35 protein-coding genes and 1 tRNA gene are annotated in these 16,152 nt (G+C 41.9%); 33 read left to right on the top strand and 3 right to left on the bottom strand.

Annotation, left to right across the window (positions count from 1 at the left end; all coding sequences use genetic code 11):
- Nucleotides 1-9 precede the first annotated feature (9 nt).
- Both MKZ09_RS12480 and MKZ09_RS12485 read right to left on the bottom strand, forming a co-directional pair.
- Nucleotides 10-1,239, bottom strand: coding sequence for a tyrosine-type recombinase/integrase (locus MKZ09_RS12480; protein WP_076138845.1), 1,230 nt, complete (start codon nucleotides 1,237-1,239; stop codon nucleotides 10-12).
- 33 nt (nucleotides 1,240-1,272) lie between these two features.
- Nucleotides 1,273-1,959 (bottom strand): LexA family protein, encoded by a 687-nt coding sequence (locus tag MKZ09_RS12485; protein WP_076138846.1) that lies wholly within the window; start codon nucleotides 1,957-1,959, stop codon nucleotides 1,273-1,275.
- 154 nt (nucleotides 1,960-2,113) lie between these two features.
- On the opposite strand from MKZ09_RS12485, the gene MKZ09_RS12490 reads away from it, so the two are divergent.
- From MKZ09_RS12490 to MKZ09_RS12500, 3 genes are read left to right on the top strand one after another with little or no spacing between them, the layout of a single operon-like run.
- Complete coding sequence (locus MKZ09_RS12490; protein WP_076138847.1) at nucleotides 2,114-2,365, top strand: helix-turn-helix domain-containing protein; 252 nt, start codon at nucleotides 2,114-2,116, stop codon at nucleotides 2,363-2,365.
- Between the two features lie 23 nt (nucleotides 2,366-2,388).
- The gene (locus MKZ09_RS12495) at nucleotides 2,389-2,592 is read left to right on the top strand and encodes a helix-turn-helix domain-containing protein (protein ID WP_076138848.1); all 204 of its coding nucleotides are present in this window, start codon (nucleotides 2,389-2,391) and stop codon (nucleotides 2,590-2,592) included.
- 58 nt (nucleotides 2,593-2,650) lie between these two features.
- Nucleotides 2,651-2,863, top strand: coding sequence for a hypothetical protein (locus MKZ09_RS12500; protein WP_076138849.1), 213 nt, complete (start codon nucleotides 2,651-2,653; stop codon nucleotides 2,861-2,863).
- Here the strand turns inward: MKZ09_RS12500 and MKZ09_RS12505 are convergent.
- Entirely contained in the window at nucleotides 2,832-3,071 is a 240-nt protein-coding gene (locus MKZ09_RS12505) for a hypothetical protein (protein WP_076138850.1), read from the bottom strand. The genes MKZ09_RS12500 and MKZ09_RS12505 overlap by 32 nt on opposite strands.
- Before the next feature lie 82 nt (nucleotides 3,072-3,153).
- Between MKZ09_RS12505 and MKZ09_RS12510 the strand changes: the two genes are divergently transcribed.
- The 30 genes from MKZ09_RS12510 to MKZ09_RS12655 all read left to right on the top strand — a co-directional run bounded on the left by MKZ09_RS12510 (nucleotide 3,154) and on the right by MKZ09_RS12655 (nucleotide 16,144).
- A complete protein-coding gene (locus MKZ09_RS12510) occupies nucleotides 3,154-3,354 on the top strand; it encodes a hypothetical protein (protein WP_076138851.1) in 201 nt (66 codons plus the stop codon).
- Nucleotides 3,355-3,358: 4 nt separating this feature from the next.
- On the top strand, nucleotides 3,359-3,634 hold the full coding sequence (locus tag MKZ09_RS12515) for a hypothetical protein (protein WP_076104494.1): 276 nt from the start codon (nucleotides 3,359-3,361) through the stop codon (nucleotides 3,632-3,634).
- 6 nt (nucleotides 3,635-3,640) lie between these two features.
- Complete coding sequence (locus tag MKZ09_RS12520; RefSeq protein ID WP_076138852.1) at nucleotides 3,641-4,336, top strand: Rha family transcriptional regulator; 696 nt, start codon at nucleotides 3,641-3,643, stop codon at nucleotides 4,334-4,336.
- 25 nt (nucleotides 4,337-4,361) lie between these two features.
- Nucleotides 4,362-4,670, top strand: a complete 309-nt coding sequence (locus MKZ09_RS12525; protein WP_076138853.1) for a hypothetical protein — start codon at nucleotides 4,362-4,364, stop codon at nucleotides 4,668-4,670.
- Nucleotides 4,660-5,133 (top strand): hypothetical protein, encoded by a 474-nt coding sequence (locus tag MKZ09_RS12530; protein WP_076138854.1) that lies wholly within the window; start codon nucleotides 4,660-4,662, stop codon nucleotides 5,131-5,133. The genes MKZ09_RS12525 and MKZ09_RS12530 overlap by 11 nt, the downstream gene beginning before the upstream one ends.
- Nucleotides 5,123-5,521, top strand: a complete 399-nt coding sequence (locus MKZ09_RS12535) for a hypothetical protein (RefSeq protein WP_076104498.1) — start codon at nucleotides 5,123-5,125, stop codon at nucleotides 5,519-5,521. The genes MKZ09_RS12530 and MKZ09_RS12535 overlap by 11 nt, the downstream gene beginning before the upstream one ends.
- Nucleotides 5,521-5,889: a hypothetical protein gene (locus MKZ09_RS12540; protein ID WP_076138855.1), complete on the top strand. Its 369-nt coding sequence runs from the start codon at nucleotides 5,521-5,523 to the stop codon at nucleotides 5,887-5,889. The genes MKZ09_RS12535 and MKZ09_RS12540 overlap by 1 nt, the downstream gene beginning before the upstream one ends.
- Nucleotides 5,890-5,922: 33 nt before the next feature.
- Entirely contained in the window at nucleotides 5,923-6,897 is a 975-nt protein-coding gene (locus tag MKZ09_RS12545; RefSeq protein WP_076138856.1) for a hypothetical protein, read from the top strand.
- A 166-nt stretch (nucleotides 6,898-7,063) separates the two neighbouring features.
- Nucleotides 7,064-7,324 (top strand): hypothetical protein, encoded by a 261-nt coding sequence (locus MKZ09_RS12550; protein WP_076138857.1) that lies wholly within the window; start codon nucleotides 7,064-7,066, stop codon nucleotides 7,322-7,324.
- Nucleotides 7,325-7,459: 135 nt separating this feature from the next.
- Nucleotides 7,460-7,993, top strand: coding sequence for a Holliday junction resolvase RecU (locus MKZ09_RS12555; protein WP_076138858.1), 534 nt, complete (start codon nucleotides 7,460-7,462; stop codon nucleotides 7,991-7,993).
- On the top strand, nucleotides 7,986-8,288 hold the full coding sequence (locus tag MKZ09_RS12560; RefSeq protein WP_076208152.1) for a hypothetical protein: 303 nt from the start codon (nucleotides 7,986-7,988) through the stop codon (nucleotides 8,286-8,288). The genes MKZ09_RS12555 and MKZ09_RS12560 overlap by 8 nt, the downstream gene beginning before the upstream one ends.
- Before the next feature lie 140 nt (nucleotides 8,289-8,428).
- On the top strand, nucleotides 8,429-9,106 hold the full coding sequence (locus tag MKZ09_RS12565; protein WP_076208201.1) for an HNH endonuclease: 678 nt from the start codon (nucleotides 8,429-8,431) through the stop codon (nucleotides 9,104-9,106).
- A gap of 49 nt (nucleotides 9,107-9,155) precedes the next feature.
- A complete protein-coding gene (locus MKZ09_RS12570; RefSeq protein ID WP_076138859.1) occupies nucleotides 9,156-9,440 on the top strand; it encodes a LexA family protein in 285 nt (94 codons plus the stop codon).
- A gap of 28 nt (nucleotides 9,441-9,468) precedes the next feature.
- Nucleotides 9,469-10,155: a hypothetical protein gene (locus tag MKZ09_RS12575; RefSeq protein WP_256719312.1), complete on the top strand. Its 687-nt coding sequence runs from the start codon at nucleotides 9,469-9,471 to the stop codon at nucleotides 10,153-10,155.
- Between the two features lie 54 nt (nucleotides 10,156-10,209).
- Entirely contained in the window at nucleotides 10,210-10,941 is a 732-nt protein-coding gene (locus MKZ09_RS12580) for a dUTP diphosphatase (protein WP_076208150.1), read from the top strand.
- Nucleotides 10,942-10,943: 2 nt separating this feature from the next.
- The gene (locus tag MKZ09_RS12585; RefSeq protein ID WP_076104504.1) at nucleotides 10,944-11,213 is read left to right on the top strand and encodes a hypothetical protein; all 270 of its coding nucleotides are present in this window, start codon (nucleotides 10,944-10,946) and stop codon (nucleotides 11,211-11,213) included.
- Nucleotides 11,206-11,664: a hypothetical protein gene (locus MKZ09_RS12590; protein ID WP_076208147.1), complete on the top strand. Its 459-nt coding sequence runs from the start codon at nucleotides 11,206-11,208 to the stop codon at nucleotides 11,662-11,664. Before MKZ09_RS12585 ends, MKZ09_RS12590 begins: the two co-directional genes overlap by 8 nt.
- 166 nt (nucleotides 11,665-11,830) lie before the next feature.
- Nucleotides 11,831-12,025, top strand: a complete 195-nt coding sequence (locus MKZ09_RS12595; RefSeq protein ID WP_076208145.1) for a hypothetical protein — start codon at nucleotides 11,831-11,833, stop codon at nucleotides 12,023-12,025.
- Nucleotides 12,022-12,447 (top strand): hypothetical protein, encoded by a 426-nt coding sequence (locus tag MKZ09_RS12600; protein ID WP_341040851.1) that lies wholly within the window; start codon nucleotides 12,022-12,024, stop codon nucleotides 12,445-12,447. Before MKZ09_RS12595 ends, MKZ09_RS12600 begins: the two co-directional genes overlap by 4 nt.
- Nucleotides 12,425-12,592 carry a hypothetical protein gene (locus MKZ09_RS12605; RefSeq protein ID WP_179088780.1) on the top strand — a complete coding sequence of 56 codons (168 nt, stop codon included), beginning with the start codon at nucleotides 12,425-12,427 and terminating at the stop codon, nucleotides 12,590-12,592. Before MKZ09_RS12600 ends, MKZ09_RS12605 begins: the two co-directional genes overlap by 23 nt.
- Before the next feature lie 64 nt (nucleotides 12,593-12,656).
- Complete coding sequence (locus MKZ09_RS12610; protein ID WP_341040852.1) at nucleotides 12,657-12,818, top strand: hypothetical protein; 162 nt, start codon at nucleotides 12,657-12,659, stop codon at nucleotides 12,816-12,818.
- Nucleotides 12,815-13,240, top strand: a complete 426-nt coding sequence (locus tag MKZ09_RS12615) for a hypothetical protein (protein WP_341040853.1) — start codon at nucleotides 12,815-12,817, stop codon at nucleotides 13,238-13,240. Before MKZ09_RS12610 ends, MKZ09_RS12615 begins: the two co-directional genes overlap by 4 nt.
- The gene (locus MKZ09_RS12620) at nucleotides 13,241-13,546 is read left to right on the top strand and encodes a hypothetical protein (protein ID WP_341040855.1); all 306 of its coding nucleotides are present in this window, start codon (nucleotides 13,241-13,243) and stop codon (nucleotides 13,544-13,546) included. It abuts the gene before it with no gap.
- Nucleotides 13,543-13,794, top strand: a complete 252-nt coding sequence (locus tag MKZ09_RS12625) for a hypothetical protein (RefSeq protein WP_076208599.1) — start codon at nucleotides 13,543-13,545, stop codon at nucleotides 13,792-13,794. The genes MKZ09_RS12620 and MKZ09_RS12625 overlap by 4 nt, the downstream gene beginning before the upstream one ends.
- Nucleotides 13,795-13,972: 178 nt before the next feature.
- Entirely contained in the window at nucleotides 13,973-14,344 is a 372-nt protein-coding gene (locus MKZ09_RS12630; RefSeq protein WP_143767402.1) for a YopX family protein, read from the top strand.
- A gap of 15 nt (nucleotides 14,345-14,359) precedes the next feature.
- On the top strand, nucleotides 14,360-14,641 hold the full coding sequence (locus MKZ09_RS12635; RefSeq protein WP_076208598.1) for a hypothetical protein: 282 nt from the start codon (nucleotides 14,360-14,362) through the stop codon (nucleotides 14,639-14,641).
- A gap of 88 nt (nucleotides 14,642-14,729) precedes the next feature.
- The gene (locus MKZ09_RS12640) at nucleotides 14,730-14,951 is read left to right on the top strand and encodes a hypothetical protein (RefSeq protein ID WP_076138663.1); all 222 of its coding nucleotides are present in this window, start codon (nucleotides 14,730-14,732) and stop codon (nucleotides 14,949-14,951) included.
- A gap of 47 nt (nucleotides 14,952-14,998) precedes the next feature.
- Nucleotides 14,999-15,589, top strand: coding sequence for a sigma factor-like helix-turn-helix DNA-binding protein (locus tag MKZ09_RS12645; RefSeq protein WP_051491328.1), 591 nt, complete (start codon nucleotides 14,999-15,001; stop codon nucleotides 15,587-15,589).
- A gap of 172 nt (nucleotides 15,590-15,761) precedes the next feature.
- Nucleotides 15,762-16,046 (top strand): hypothetical protein, encoded by a 285-nt coding sequence (locus MKZ09_RS12650; RefSeq protein WP_076208597.1) that lies wholly within the window; start codon nucleotides 15,762-15,764, stop codon nucleotides 16,044-16,046.
- Between the two features lie 25 nt (nucleotides 16,047-16,071).
- A tRNA-Ile gene (locus tag MKZ09_RS12655) sits at nucleotides 16,072-16,144 on the top strand.
- Nucleotides 16,145-16,152: the final 8 nt, after the last annotated feature.

The raw sequence follows: 16,152 nt of genomic DNA on the forward strand, positions 1-16,152 counted from the left end.
CTTCCCACATCAAAGTCCATTTAGTAATTCTTCGAACTTTTCAGAAGCTTCCGTTTTTAGTTTTTTAGTTACATGCATATAAATCGCCCTGGTTATGTCATCGTTTTTATGGCCAAGGCGTTCTTGTATTACTTCTAGAGATACCCCAGCTTCCGCCAATAATGAAACATGAGTATGTCTTAGTGAATGAGGTTTTAGGTCCGTTGATAATCCGGCAAGTTTCAGAAAGACCTTCATTGTGTCACGCATTCGCTTGCCTGATATTTGATAGCCAGGAAACGTTTTGGTGTTAATAAACACAAACTCGCTTTTTTCATAATAAGTTTTTCTGACGGACATTTTGTACTGCTTTTGCCAATATGATTGAGCGTCAAATATAGAAATGACACTACTGGTTATACTAATTTTTCGCTTCGATGATTTAGTTTTTGGTGTACCGACATTCATATCTGTGGTTTTGCCCGAATCAGCTAGAGTTTTTGTGATAGAGATTTGTTTTATCTCCTTGTCCAAGTCTCTCCATTTAAGCGGACATAACTCGCCTATTCTCATACCTGTATAAGCAAGTACATAAAAAAAATGGTAATCCTGTTCGGTTCCATGCTCTTTGATTATTTTTAAAAAGTGGACTAGCTCCTCTTTCTCCATGTAGTTAGGTATTTCATTTTCATTCTCAAGCTGTTCAACGGTCTCTTGGTATTTTGGTACCTCAATGCCTTTGGATGGGTCCGTCTTTATGACTCCGTTTTCCATTGCATAAGAAAAAACCAGTTTAGTTGAAACGTGAATGTTATTAATAAAGTTTTGGCTTAAACCAATAGTTTTGTTTTTCTTTTCAACGAGTTTAAGGGAATCCAAAAAATCTTGATATTGTTTTTTTGTGATATCTTGAATTCTAGTGAATTTGAATTGAGCGCGCGACCGCTTCAAGTTTCTTTCCCTTGATTCTATCGAAGATCCTTTTTTATTTCTTGCACTGTAATGCTTAAGGAATTCTTCGCAACAATCATCGAATGAAACTGATTTCTTTTCTACGTATGTTTTATTGTTGAGTTCTTCCTTGATTTTAATTCCTGCAGTGAATGCTTCTAGAGCCGTAGGAAATGGATCGGATTCTTTTTGCTTTCGTTTGCCTGTTTTAGGATTGATGATATCATAGCGAAAACGAAACACACCGCCTCTTTCACGAACCCCAGGGTATTTTATCTCTTCAGGTTTTTGCTTTGGTTTTCTTGGCATTTTCAACTTCACCTCCCTTCATATGTAAATTAGTTAAAATTTAGCGTTTGGTGGCGACATGAACCAAACCATTTTGCCCATTATTCGCAGGTTTTGAGTTTCTGGTGAAGTGAAGTTTTGAGCGACGTATTCAGGATTATAACTATCGGGCTCAAGAACAACAGTGTTATGTAACTTGAAAAACCGCTTTAGTGTAGCTTCGTATCCATTTACTTGAACAGCAACTACATCCCCATTACCAACGTCCTCGCCATTATAAGGATCAATGAGAGCGTAAGCTCCATTAGGAACAACCTTATTCATGCTTTCACCGTTTACGCGGAGAAGAAAGGCATAAGGATACCAACTCCCCACGTCCTCAGGGATTTCTATGTATTCTTCTACCGGTATTGCTTCAAGAGGTACACCAGCCGCAATAGATCCGTAAAGCGGAACAGTAATGGATTTTCCTTTGACCGGAATTGCCCCTTCTGGTAAAGCTTTTTTAAGTGTATTACGCACTTCATTTTCTTCAACCGAATCATCAATAAACTCAAGAGGACTTACCCCGAAGAGATTAGCTATTTCTTTAATTTTGGATAGTGGCGGAGAGATTGTTCCATCTTTCCATCTACTAACTGTTGAGCGATTAACATCTAATCGTCTCGCTATTTCAGCATCTGTTAAACCAGATTGTGTTTTCAATCGTTCAAACGTTTGTTGAAAAACATCTCTTTCCAATGTTCTAACCTCCTAATGTTGTTTACTATACAACAGAATTGCGTAAAAGACAACAAAATTGTTGCCTTTAGTTGAAGATAAATATTAACATGATAAAATAGTTGCATTTCGAGCAACACGGATGTATATTATTAGTGCGAGAGGAGGGCTGAATTTGAGCAAAAAATTAGACCTGCATTCCGATCCTACGCAGTACGCTGAATTACTTTATCTTCGTAAGACGATTAAGAAATTCAATGCGAATGATATGGCTGTTGCTGTTGGAGTAAGCGCTGAAACATATCTTCGCGCGGAAAGAGGTGGGAGAGAGTTTACTTTAGGGGAGGCGGTGAGGATAGCAAACAAACTGGAAATGCCGGTTTGTGATGTATTTCCAAAAATTTTTAATTCAAATGTTGCTTTTTAAGCAACAGTAAGTGAGGAGCAATTATGGAAATCGAAACATTACCTGAAATTTGCACTCCAGAAGAGGTAGCTGAGTATCTTAATGTCGCTAGAAGCACGATTTATGCTTGGTGTGCTTCTGGTGACCTCCCAAGTATAAAAATGCGAAAGGTAATACGCATTCGGAAAGCTGCCTTGCTAGAATGGATCGCTGAACATGAGAGGGCAAGCTGTAGTTCTCAGGTGTAGCCCTATCAGCCATCATAACCGCATTATAGGGTTTTATACCCAGTAAGGAGCAAATCAGATGTTTAGACGACAGGCGCTCAAGAAGAAGGCCGCCCAAGAGAAGGCGACCTTGTTGGTTTCGATGAAAATCAACATCAAGACTGGAAAATTAAACATAACATTAAAAAGTGAAATCAACCCGGCGATTGCCGAAGAGTTACGCCGCACCTCTGAACGTTTAGTTGATCAATACGAACTGGTCAATGGACGTTATTATGCAAAAACTGAATAAGTTTTCCGCCTGATACCGGTATGTTAATCTCCACCTCAGTTTTAAGGATAACTGCATTATCTTCTTTTAGGACAACTCTCGCAAGAATTTGCGAACTCCTAGAGAGCAACAGAACCTCATTGTCTTTGGGAGAATGGAAAATAACCGAACCCGGCAAAAATGATTCGATTTCCCAATCGCCAATAAACATGGAAGTTGTGTCAGTCATGTAATCACCTTCTTCCTTTGAATTGTAGTCTGGACAACTTTCATTCTAAAGGCAGAGGGAAGATTTGGAAAGGAGACACTCCATGGACAACAAGAAAAGTAGATACCCTGATATGACAACTATATTTCAAAACTGTTTGAATCGTGGTTGTACGCCAGAGCAAATTCAAGACTTTACTGACCGTACTCGTCGTAACTGGTTGAATAATCCAAGTATGTTAGCACTCATTGATGACTTAGAAGTAAGGTATATAACTTCTCTAGGTGAAGGTAAGGAGGTTTAGTTACGTGACAGTAATCATATGCAGTACAGTCAGATGCCCTTATCCCAATTGTGGTCATACAGGTGATGTAATCACAGTCAATCATTGCCGCACTGCTCATGAAATGGAGCGCAAAGAACTGTTTGGGAGATTCGGTAAACCGCAAAGTATCGGATACGATCCTCAAGCCGCAAACAAGAATTTAGAAGGACATACGCCAGTTCAACGGTTAAATATCGGATACCCTAGTGACTCCATTAACGCGAAAGATAGGAGATCAGCTAGGAGTAAAGGGAGGTAGCGATTCATGCATAAACAAATTGTTAAGGAGCCAGTTACAATTGACAGCCGTGAAGTAGCAGACATGATGGGTAAACGTCATGACCATCTTTTATATGACATTCGGAGATATGCAGAGATTTTGGACTCCCAAGATCTCGGGAGTCATCAATTTTTCATTCCAAGCCATTATCTCAATGCACAGAACAAAGAACAGCCTAATTACCTCTTGACTCGTAAAGGTTGCGATATGGTAGCCAATAAAATGACAGGAGAAAAGGGTGTGCTCTTCACAGCTGCTTATGTGACTAAATTCGAAGCTATGGAAGAAAAGATCAAGAATCCATTCGCTGGGGCTAGTAAAGAATTACAAGCAATTCTGATGCTGGATATTCGAACTAAAGAAATGGAAGATCGGGTAGAGCATTTAGAAAACCGCATAACGATTGATTACGGGCAGCAACGAACACTAAAAAAGGCAGGGAACAAACGAGTTTTAGAAATCGTGGGTGGAAAGAAATCAGCAGCCTATAAGGATAGCAGCCTTCGGACGCAAGTATATTCAGCGCTGTGGAATGAATTCACTGAGTTCTTTGAGATCAATTCATATAACAACACATTCATTAAAGATTACGATCGTGCGCTTCAATACGTTCCGCTTTGGAATCCACCCAATAACCTAATGAGACAGATTGAACAAGCAAACGGTCAAATGTTGTTTTGATTTAACTAAGAAAAGGAGGGATCTTGTGGACAAGCATATTGTTGCTGAAGATCTTCGCGAAGAGGTTGCATTTTGGAAGACAGTTGAAGATGATGCGTTGTTACGGGGAAGAGAAATAGATTTTAATATCTATCTATTTGCTGCTCAAAATCGGCGGGAATGTAGGGATAAGTTGCTGAAAGTCTGGGATGAAATCGCCTTAGACAAGTTCCGAAATGGCCGATTAAATGAAAAACAGCCCACCGGGGTAGGAGCCGGGGAGCTAGTCACGTGCAAAACAAATTTAATTAAGGACAGTCTATCAGCATTTGGAGGAAAAAGCAATGCAAGCTAAAGATTGGAATTTACCTATGGTAGATGTAACTGGACGAAAATATGAGGTTACAATCCAATCTACAAGTTTATTTAATGCAGTTTTATCTATGCATAAGCGCCAACCCTATGCCGATCCCATCCTTGATGGGATGGATTTCACAGCTCAAGAACGTGCAGCAATAGATCACTCTAAATATGTAAAGGACATGCGTGAAGAGTCGCTAGACCTTGTTTCAAAAACGATGAATTATCCGGAATGGATGAGAACTCCAGAACAAAGGAGAAGAGACTTTTTAGAGCGTCAGATACAGCGTGAGAAAGTAACTTCAGGCTGGACCAACGGTAATTTTAGCTGTCTAGCCTGCGAGACAATTATTCCTGAAGGCCAGGTACATCTATCAGCCCATGGCGGTCATATCTGTAATTATCATTGCTTCGGTAACAAATTAATAAGAGATCGAGTGAAATCAGATGGACATTGATATTAAGCAGTATATCAAGGATATCAAGATACTACGTGCCCAAGCTGATCAGTACGATGGGAACGCCCCAGGCGCGGACATTATGAAGATTGAACTACTGACTAAAGCACATATGCTCATGGGACGCGTGGCAGCTGTGAGAGAGGGGGAGTATTGGCGGATATACGCACTTCGGAAATCCACCTATGCTCGCGCCAAGATGGAACCAGGCCCCGGAGATAAGGAAACACGCGCTGAAATAGCTGTAGAGGAACTGAGGATGTTAGAGGCTGAAGCTATGGAAGAAAGAAAGATGTGGAAAAACGAGCATGAGTCTCTGTTACAACAACTATTTGAACTACACCTGAAGGCTAATCGCGAGAATAGGACTCTAGGAGGTGGACTTTGATGGCTAAAGTAGATTCGAAACGCGTGGCGGAGCGTGCACGGATACGCCTAGAACTGAGAATTGCCTACCAAGACCAATCAAACTATATACGAAAATGCGGCAAGCCGTGTTCCAAGAGAAATAGAACGATAGAAGGATTAAGGATAGCGCTGAAACGGATTGATAAACGTTCTATCGAGGCGGAACCTGAAGAGACTATGAAAAAAACAAAGCAAACAACACCTGAAAAGGAGAGGCCGCACAAAAAAATTATTGGGGTTTGTGTCTGTTGTAGAGAAAGAATTTACTCGAAGAAAAATGTCTATGAGTATCAGGGTGCATGGTACTGTTCGCGTAACTGCCGGGATATAGCAATTGATGCTGGGTAGTTCATGAAAATGTAAAAGTAAGCAGGTGGTGAAATGGACGGCTGGATCAAACTACATCGAAAGATTATAGAAAGCACCATTTGGGATAAGCCGCCGCTGTATCTGAAGGTCTGGATGTATTTGCTTATCTCAGCGCAACATGCTCAATACAAGGGGCTTAAACGAGGGCAAATTAGTACCTCTATACCCGATATCATTGAAGCTTGTAAATGGCATGTAGGAGCCCGAGTAGAACGGCCGACAAAGGACCAAGTATATCAGGTTTTGAGCTTTCTACGAAAACCCGATGGAGGGGGTCACGAAAGCGACACGGAAGCAACGATGATTGCAACGACGAAAGCAACGCACGGAATGCTTGTAGAAGTGCTTAACTACAGCGTTTATCAAGATTCTGGTGAGGACGAAAGCAACGACGAAGGCAATGACGAAACGGACGCGAAGCCTAAGCGAGAGCAACGGCAACCCAACAATATAAACAAGAATGTAAAGAATGACAAGAATGAACAAGAAAAAGAATTAAAAAAATCTTCCTCTCAGAAAAACGCTAAACGCGTTTATTCCGAGGATGACCGAGTCTATAAACTGGCTAAACGATTTCATGAATTGGCCTATGAGAATGCTCTCCAACTTGGGACAAGCCATTTAATCAAGGAGCCTAACTTTCAGAACTGGGCGGACACATTCAGATTGATACTTGAAAGAGATAAGATCCCAGAGGTTGAGTTAGGCGAAGTTATCAAATACGGTCTGAACGAAAACTTTTACCGGACTATCATTTTTAGTCCAACTAATTTGAGAGAACAATATCCGAAAATACTAACCCATATGAGAGCACAACAGCAGACAAACCGAAATAGCAGTACACCGAGTGGAAAGCCAAAGCTTGAAATTACAACAAATGCCGGTGCTAAATCGGTTAGCGCTGAAGAGTTAGAACGTTCAATGCAACGGGCAAAGGAAATGAAAGCGGCGAGAGAAAGAGAACAGAAGGAGGCAAAACATCGATGACCTTTCTTAATTGTCGAACTGACGCTGAACTTTTGCAGATCATAAACGATGAATCACTTGACTATGACATACGAATCCACGCAACTAAAGAACTCATAGCTAGAGAAAAAATAAAAAAGCTTATAATGCTACTCGTCAATCGCAAGCGAGAAAAGGTGTGGTGATTATGACTGCTGCTGAACGCCGGGAGAAGTACTTGCTAAATGAATTCGATAGAATCTTTGAATCCTTGGAATATCGACTTTTTGAACATCTGGCCGCAGCTGACCATATCGTAGCTAAAATTATCTCAGAGGCATCTACTGCAGGTGTAGGGTTATCAACTAGTCAAAAAGTTGTACGGGCAAAGATTGAAGATATGATTGACCAAATAGCTGAAAAACGTGAATTAGAAACCCCAAAAAGAGCGAGGAAAGATTCGAAATGACACATTACGAGGTTGGTAAGAAATATAAAAAGATCGTAACAGTAATGAAAATCAAAAATGAAGTACCAAACATACTTAATATCGATGGTATGAACTATGTACTTGATTCTAGAGCTAATAGAAAGGCGGTTAAACATGGGACAAGGGAACCGGGGAGCAGCGTTCGAGAATCTACTAAATTACACAAATGAATCTTATGAGAATAGAGAGCTTGCGGTTATCAATAAAAGATCGACACCAGTAAAAGTAACTCGGAGCAAAGGAACAAAAGTACTTGCAGGATTCTTTGAAGCTAAGTCAACAGTTGATTATGACGGCATTTATCGAGGACGAGCAGTATTTTTTGAAGCTAAGTCAATTCAAGAACTTGATCGATTTGACCTAAAGAAGGTTGAGGATCATCAGTATGAACATTTAGAGAAGTGCCATAAATTTGGAGCACTATGCTTCGTATTAGTGGAGTTTAGAAAGCAACGCAAAACATATCTTCTCCCGTTTACTGCACTGAGAGCATACAAGATGGAGGCAGCTCGTGGAGGGCATAAGAGTATGACACTAGATAACATGGAGATAGATGCCTATGAAGTTAGTTCAGGACGAAGCATGCCACTAGATTATTTAGCTACAGTTGATAGAGTTTGGTTCGAGGACACTCAGAAGAATGCCTGATAGAAATGGCTGGCTGACCCGTAACGAAGCTGCAGAATGTGGTAAGCCACTTTATATCACAGGCGGTCCCGGATGGCGTCCAGAACGTCCCAAAGGATGGGCGATCCTACCAAAATATCGATGTGCGCAACTTAAAGCTCATGTGGAAGCTACCGAACAGCCTGTTGCTTATCTTCATGTACGAAATGCAATTCCACCTTATAGCTATGCTCCATTGTACGCTCGGGATAAACAACAGATCGAAGTAAACCAGCTCACGCCAGGCGAACTTGCAGAAGCGGAGAGAGGATCATGATTCTGGTATGTCTCCAGTGTGGATCAGATATGAGGGAAATAACCCTGGACTTATACCGTTGTACTGAATGTGAGTGGGAGGCAGAGCAATTATCTATAGGACAACCTACTAAACAAAATCAAAGAGAGATGAGGTGTAGCATGGTTCAAGAAACCCCTCATAAAACTTTCTGGAAACCGCAGAAACAAGAGAAACCCAAGAAGACAAGCAGCTTAGGGCAGCGGAAGAAGGAGAAGAAAGAGGTATCTCCTTTGAAGCAAAAGATATTCGCAGAACACAAGTCAGGTAAAAGTTCAAAACAGCGCTGTGAGTTTCCAGCGGCAGTAATTAAGGAATTGATTGCAGAGGCTGACGGTAAATGTTCACATTGTAAAACTGCCCCGGATACAACAACACATCATGTAATGCCACGAGGAAGAAAGGGCAGGGGAGTTAAGACAAATGGATTACGCCTTTGTGGGGTCTGCCATGACATTATCCAAACAGATGAAGAGCTCTTGCAGTACTGGATTTCAGTGTTTTGGAATAAATACGGCGATTACTTCTGGTTTGATGAACAAGACTGGAATGAACACAATCACAAGTTAAACAAGCAACTTGAGTTGGAGAAAGCAAGGGATGAACGGCTGCAGCAGATTGAACCTATAGCGGATCTAATCGCAACGGCAGCTGGTAGGGATCTTCGAGTAAAAGAAATTAGATTACTGGAATCCTTAGAAACTAAGGATCTGAACACCTTCACATCAATGTTTACTGATGCACTTAATGGCTATGCTGCACAGGGATCTTACCATCCTAATGACCGTTTTGAAGATTAGATAATTCGTGTAACAACGAATAAAAGTAATTATTTAGGGAGGGCTAAAAGTGAAAGCTATTTCCAAAAAGCAGCAAGCAATCCTGAACTTTATTGATAAATACTCTTTTGAATTTCAATATTCACCCAGTATACGTGATATCGCAGATGCTATGGGTCATCAGTCAATATCGACAACTCACGGTTTTATTGAGCGTCTGGAGAACAAAAATCTCCTGACCTGGAGGAGATTCCAACCAAGAACCATAGTACTAACCAGAAAAGGGATGGCTCAGGTAACTAAGACACGAGTATCTGAAGTAAACGTCAAGGCTGGAGAACTGGCACATAAATAGGGGCATAGCCCATAAGGAGAGATAAACAATGAGCATCGATATGAACTTAATTATTAATGAGAAACTGGCTGAACTACAGTCTGAAGGGTACGTTGAGAAGATTATCAAAAAGCAACTCGAATCGACAATCAAGGATATTGTGGAAGATTCGTTGAGAAGTTGGAGTGACTTTGGAAAGGGTTTGAAAGAAGCCGTAAAAAACCAGCTACAGATTAATCTTGAACAATTGGATATTCCATCTTATAACCACGTGATTCTTGATGCTATCAAAGCAGAACTGGAAAGATCCATTCATGATGTTGGTGTTGCCAAAATGCAGGAGCAGTTGCAAGAGTTACTGGGAACGAAGCAAGAGTCAATTAAATTCTCTGAAATTATCAAAGAAATGGTTGAGGACGAGCTCGAACTTGGGGAACTCGAATATGAGGATTACAAAGAGATCACGGTCCATGCAGATAAAAATTACAGCACACTCGCCTTCATTTACTTTGACCCACAACCAGATCAACCTAATTATCGCTGTAAATACCGACTTGTTCTTGATGCAGACGGAAGCGTCAATAGTGTACAAATTTCCGACAAGACATTTGATAAGAAAACAATTATGGGCGGCCTGCACGGACTTGAAGCAACGCTGTTTAAACTTTACACGCATGGCACGAAGGTAATTATGGATGATTACGAAACAGAGTTCAGCAACCCAGAATACGAGTAAGCAATCTTGAGAGAGGGTTAACTACCCTCTTTCCTAAAAAGGAGACGATTGATAATGGAATCCATATTAACGCTTGATCAAATGTATGAAATGCAGAAGGCGCTAGATGCGCGAATCATCAAGGAAAAGGGCCTTGAAGGAAAAGACCTGTTGCCTAATACAGTCCTGGCTCTGCAAGTGGAGATTGCGGAATTGGCTAACGAATGGCGCGGTTTTAAACATTGGAGCAACCGACAGGGACCGAAGATGTTTCCACTAGAAAGATGCAGTTATTGCGGAGAAGAAGTTAGCTATACGCGCCCAACTCCGTTTATGACTGATGCTGGCGCCGACATGTGTGAACATTGCTGGGAATCAACACGAGTGGAGTATGCTGCAGCTCATGATGAACATATTGGAGCGTTTAAGGATTACCCGCATTTCCCGGAAAAACAACCACAGAAACTACTCGAAGAATACGTAGACTGCCTACACTTCTTTCTGAGCATCGCTAGGCAGCTAAACCTTCCGGCAGATGATTTGTATGTAATGGAAGAATTGGTTGAAGCAGAAACAGCAATCTTATTTACGGATTTATTGCACAATGTTGGGTTGATTCTCGGAGACAAGCTACTAGCAACACCTCCTAATGATAACGCTAAGTTTCAACGTGAACATTTCCGGTCGGCGCTATTCGTTTTTTATAGCCTCGGGGAGCAACGACTAGGATTTACCTTCGAGCAGATTGCAGAAGCATATACAGCCAAGAACAAAGTAAACCACGATCGTCAATCCAACGGATATTAGGAATGAGATCGGCTGAAGAAACACTTGAACTGCTCCTGCAAGGTATGGATAAGCGGCGGCAGTATCTACGTCGGAAGCTCCGTAGGATTGAGAAGCATGGTACGAAGCCGCGGCGCGGTGGAGGAAACGAACTGAATAGGCTCAAATACTCTGGGCGCGCCGGCATGCTATCCGAGCACGCGACAATCCTTTGTATGCTTGAGGACATACGCCACAGCCGCCAACACCCAGACAATCTATATAACGAGGAGGATGACACGGACGATGACTAATCCTATGACACCAGAACGGATAGAAGAACTAAAAGGTCGATTCAAGGATATAGCGCCAGAAGAACTCACATTCATCTCAGTCGGAGAACTACACAACCTGCTGGCTGCTCTAGAAGAGTCTCAACAACAGAAGGTTGAACTTTGGGAATGTGAGGATTGCGGATTTGCATTTCCTGCAATGTATGAAGACGATACACCAGAAGGTGGTCATAGTTGTCCGGTATGCGCTGAAACTCGCTTAGAAAAGGAGCTAGTAGAGGCACAGCAGACCATAGCCCGACAACGCGAGGCGCTGGAAGTATCAAATGAATCCATCTGCGACCTTTTACGTGATCAACCAAATGAATTGTGGACAATACAAGAAACTCAAAGCTGGTTGGACATTGGGAATGGTGCTTTGAAGTCAATTGCGGAAGTCCTAGGTGATGAGGAAGGGATCGACAAGGCATGAATGATTTAGGACAGGGACCTATAAAACTCGTTGATGGTCAATTGCGTGATGACCTCTCTCGTCTCTGGTGTGGATGTGGACAGCCTGCTGTACATCAAATTCCTGATGAAACGACTCACCATAGATTTCAATGTGCTAAATGTAGTGAAGGTTGGGAGGCACAGTCATGACAAAGGAACACTCCAATTATGACCGACCTACTACCATCCTTAAATTAGAAAGCATTACTGAAATGTCTCTGGCAGAAATTGCGGCTGCTGATCCCGAATGGATAAAAAAGATCGCTATGTCTGCAATAACTCATATAAAGACGCTCCAGAGGCAAAGAAACGATCTGAAGCGCAAGGAGGGAAAGTCATGACACAGGTAAAAGATAAGACAGACCAGCAGCTTAACATGGCGCTGGCGGAGTTGATGGGGTACACAGTGGAATGGTCCAAAACTCAGGAACGATGGAGTTTAATGCTTGGCAGAAAAATACGCGCTACCTCCAGTGGTACAGAGGATCTGATATGGTCATATGCTCCAGACTACTGCAATGACCCTGCTGCCAGCCTAGAGGTACAGGCAAAGGCTATAGAGGTAGATGCAGCGTTATATTTGAAAACTTTGTCAGCGATAGTATACGGGACAACGTACGCCAAGGTTGAAGAATACGACCTCATAGCACTCATTGAAGTTAAACGCCTATTACTCGCCAGCCCCCGAGAGAGGGCAGAGGCGGCATATATCACGCTATCCATTAGCAAGGAGGATTTGAATGGAACAGTGGGTTATCGTTAATTTACAAGGCGAGTATCTGAAAAAAGTAATCAATTCACTTTCAGAGGAGTATACAACCGACCTTAACGAAGCTTTGAAATTCGGCAGCAAACTTGAAGCGCAAAAAGAATGTGATGTGTTGGAGTATCCAAAACAGATTCAGTAGTATGCCATACGACGATATCAGGGAGTAGGAGTATCTCTCCTCTCCCACAAGGAGGATATAAGAGATGAATAGATTTGAAGTCGAAGCTAAAGAAACGGAATGGAAAAAGGTACTACGAGATATGAAGGAAAGTGGAGTCATAACCAGCGCCACACAAAAAAACTTGAACGGTAAAATCAGCGTGTGGTGTTACGATCAAACGCATGTCGGGGAGGAAGCTCAATGACACAAAGGGACTGGCAAAAGGATATGGACTTGGTTCAGGGCACTATTAAGCACGATGCATTTCCTGCTTGGACAGAACCGATGCTTTACTGGCTCCAAGAAGCCAAATTCTATCAAGGAGAACTTTCTGACTGCTACAAAGCAGTGGAGCAGCAACAGGAAGAAATAAGAGAGTTAACCTTAGCAAAATACCGTGAGATAGAGCGCGCAGACGCAGCAGAAGCGCGTGAACAACGGCTGAAAGAGGCACTAGAACTTATGGTGTATATGTTCAGATACGACCTAGAAGAAGGTCGGGCATACATGAACTTTGGTGATTTCGAAGAAGTTCTAGAACCGGATGATAACGCGGCGTACATTTCTGTAAGTAATCTGTTACGCACCCTTTACCCAGATACCCCAGCACCCAAGGAGGGCGAATAGATGCCGAAGTTCAGAAAAAAGCCTGTAGAGATCGAAGCCGTACAGTTTACAGGTGACAATGCTTTTGAAATCTACGGATTTATGGATAAACCAGTAGTGCTTAAAACCCGCCAAGACCATGAAAGATGGGATAACTTCGAGCGATATATCAAAAGTGATGGTTTGAAAATTTACACACTGGAAGGTGCGATGATAGCTAGTCCGGGAGATTTCATCATCAGAGGCGTAAAGGGCGAGTTCTACCCGTGTAAGCCGGATATCTTCGTAGCAACCTATGAGGCGGTTGAGGAAGGAGATAACCAATGACACTCACAAGGGAAGAGAACGATATACCGAAAATAATGCGACGAAACCTATTTCAACAAAACCATGGTATGCATTTCGACTTAGAGGATGTCCTTAATGATTCTGATTTGATGGATAAAATTATCTATCTTTATGACATTGGCATAACGGTGAAGATGATAAAAGGCGCTTACTCTGACATTGAGAATGAGAGAGGCGAAGATAACCGAACAGTCACTGAGTCAATCGAAGGCAGAGAGTATTACTGATTGGCCGTCAGGCCTCCGAAACGACCGCATTACTTAGCGTAGCGATGGCCGAAACAGGGCTGGATGAACTTATAAGGGGGCTGAGACAATCCACGGTTGCAAAAATTGCGTTCAGATTGTAGAAAAGTTGCAATTACATGATTTAGGGGGCTGAGACCCCAATCAAAGGAGAGGATACATGATGGGCAGAGAGATTAAGTTCCGAGCAAAACGCAAAGACGATGTATGGGTATACGGGAGTTTGGTAGTAGGTACAGACGGAGAAACAATGTACATTTTCACATCTGAAGGAGCGCAGTGGAGCGTATTTTCTGAAACAGTCGGCCAGTACACCGGATTAAAGGACAAGAACGGACGGGAGACCTACGAAGGGGATCTCTTGAAGGACGATGCTGGAATAGGAGAAGTGGAATGGGTTCAGGAACATTGTGCATTCATGATCTTTGCGAGAGAACCAAGCTTTTATTACCACTTGGAATGTGATGGGCAACTGAAAGTATCGGAAGTAGTTGGCAACATCTACGAGAATCCAGAACTAATAGAGGTATAAGGGGGAGAAGAGGATATGAAGAAGAGTATTAATTTTTGGAAGACGAGTAATGCAGCTATAGAGATTGTGGTAATGTGTTGTCCTTATTGCGATGGTGAATTCTATGAATTAGATGATTACGAGTTAGAAGATTGTCCTTTATGCAATGCTGCTTTTGATAAAGAACCAACGAAAGATGGTTATGATTCTTCAACCTATACACTCATTGTAGATCACAAGACAGGTGTTCCAAGCGTGATCAAAATGGACGAGTACGAACCAGTTGTGCGCGAAGCGCCATCGAGTCAGACCGAATAAACCTAACGAAGAGGGGGCCGGAGAGGATTTATCCCTTTTGCTCCCCATAAAGAGAGGAACAAGACACTATAAAAGCGAGGTCAGTAGAATGAGGTACAAGGACACTCAAAAAGCATTGTCGGACGGGCATAGACAATTTATTTTTACTGCAAGCCCTGGAGAGCCTGTAGATGTACTGGCGTGGGGTCCAAGCTGGGTTAGATTCAAAGATCCGTATAACACATATCCTATTAGTACAAACATGAAGATGTTTTCTATGTTGGTGGAAGGTATTTATACAGAAAAAAGCCCTGAAGCATCAGGGCAATAGCAGCTTTTATCCTCAAGTCGATTATATCACAAAGGAGTTGAGGGTTAATGATGAATGATCGGGCGTTGATTGCGAGTTATAAAGACACTAAGGGGAAGTTGAATAAAAAGCTCGCTTCACTAGAAAAAGAACTTGAGCCATTGAAGAAGAAAATAGAAGACTCCAAAGATAGGAATGAGCGTGAACTCTTACGTAAGCAGATGGAACCAATCAAACTAGATAAAAATATGATGTCCGCAATTATAAGTGATCTAGATTATTCAATTGAATGGATGGAAACAGGATATCCTCCAGGATGGCGAAGAACGATTGATAGAAGATCTGGAGCTCAACGAACAAGTGTATGGGATCCTGCATGGATGGAATATCTCACAGCATATGAAGTAGAATTTCAACAGGAGGAAGAGGAAGGACGATGTTTGCAACCTCATGAACAATACGCTATTGAGGATGCCATGCACAATTTATCTGAGAGAGAAAGGCAATGCTTCGTTCTACACCACGGTTGTGGAATGTCACTAAAACAGATTTCTTTAGAACTTGATACTAAAAAAAGCACAGTACAATCTTATCTGGATCGCGCTACAACCAAAGTAGAGATTAACAAGGGAATGAGTCTATTTCTCCAATGTGTCTAATCTTGCCGTACGCCTGCCACCTATATATAGGAGGAACCTATTAACGGTTCGGCTCTTATAATGAATGGTGTGTGAAAAATTCACGCCAGCCGATGAGCTCACGGTTAATTGAGCTTGACCAAATAAAGGAATATGTCACCTTTTGTTGAATTAGATGACAGGAGGCGATTGTATGAGTAAAGTAGATCAGGTCAAAAAGTTATTCGATGGTAAAGGGTTAATTGATATAACGATTTGGACGGATGATGGTGAAGTAGTCAAAGCGGGAGTTCGTCATGTTGTTGATTATAAACTTGATGGAAACCACCTTATACTTCCTGAGTATGGTAAGAAGGGTGAAATCACCGAGGAAGGTGTAGAAGAGGTGTCTAATAACTCCGCTAAAATTAATTTTAGAGACATCGATTCTAACCTAATTGTCTTACACATCAATAAGAGAATATCTAAAGAATCCTAGTCGCCGGTAGGCGGCTTTTTTATTTACTCCCTTAACTCAGGGGTAAGAGTTCCGAGCTTATATCTCGGCGGTCGTTGGTTCGATTCCAGCAGGGAGTATACATTAT

It is taken from the genome of Paenibacillus sp. FSL R5-0908 (genome assembly GCF_038006245.1).
GTDB lineage: Bacteria > Bacillota > Bacilli > Paenibacillales > Paenibacillaceae > Paenibacillus_AQ > Paenibacillus_AQ odorifer.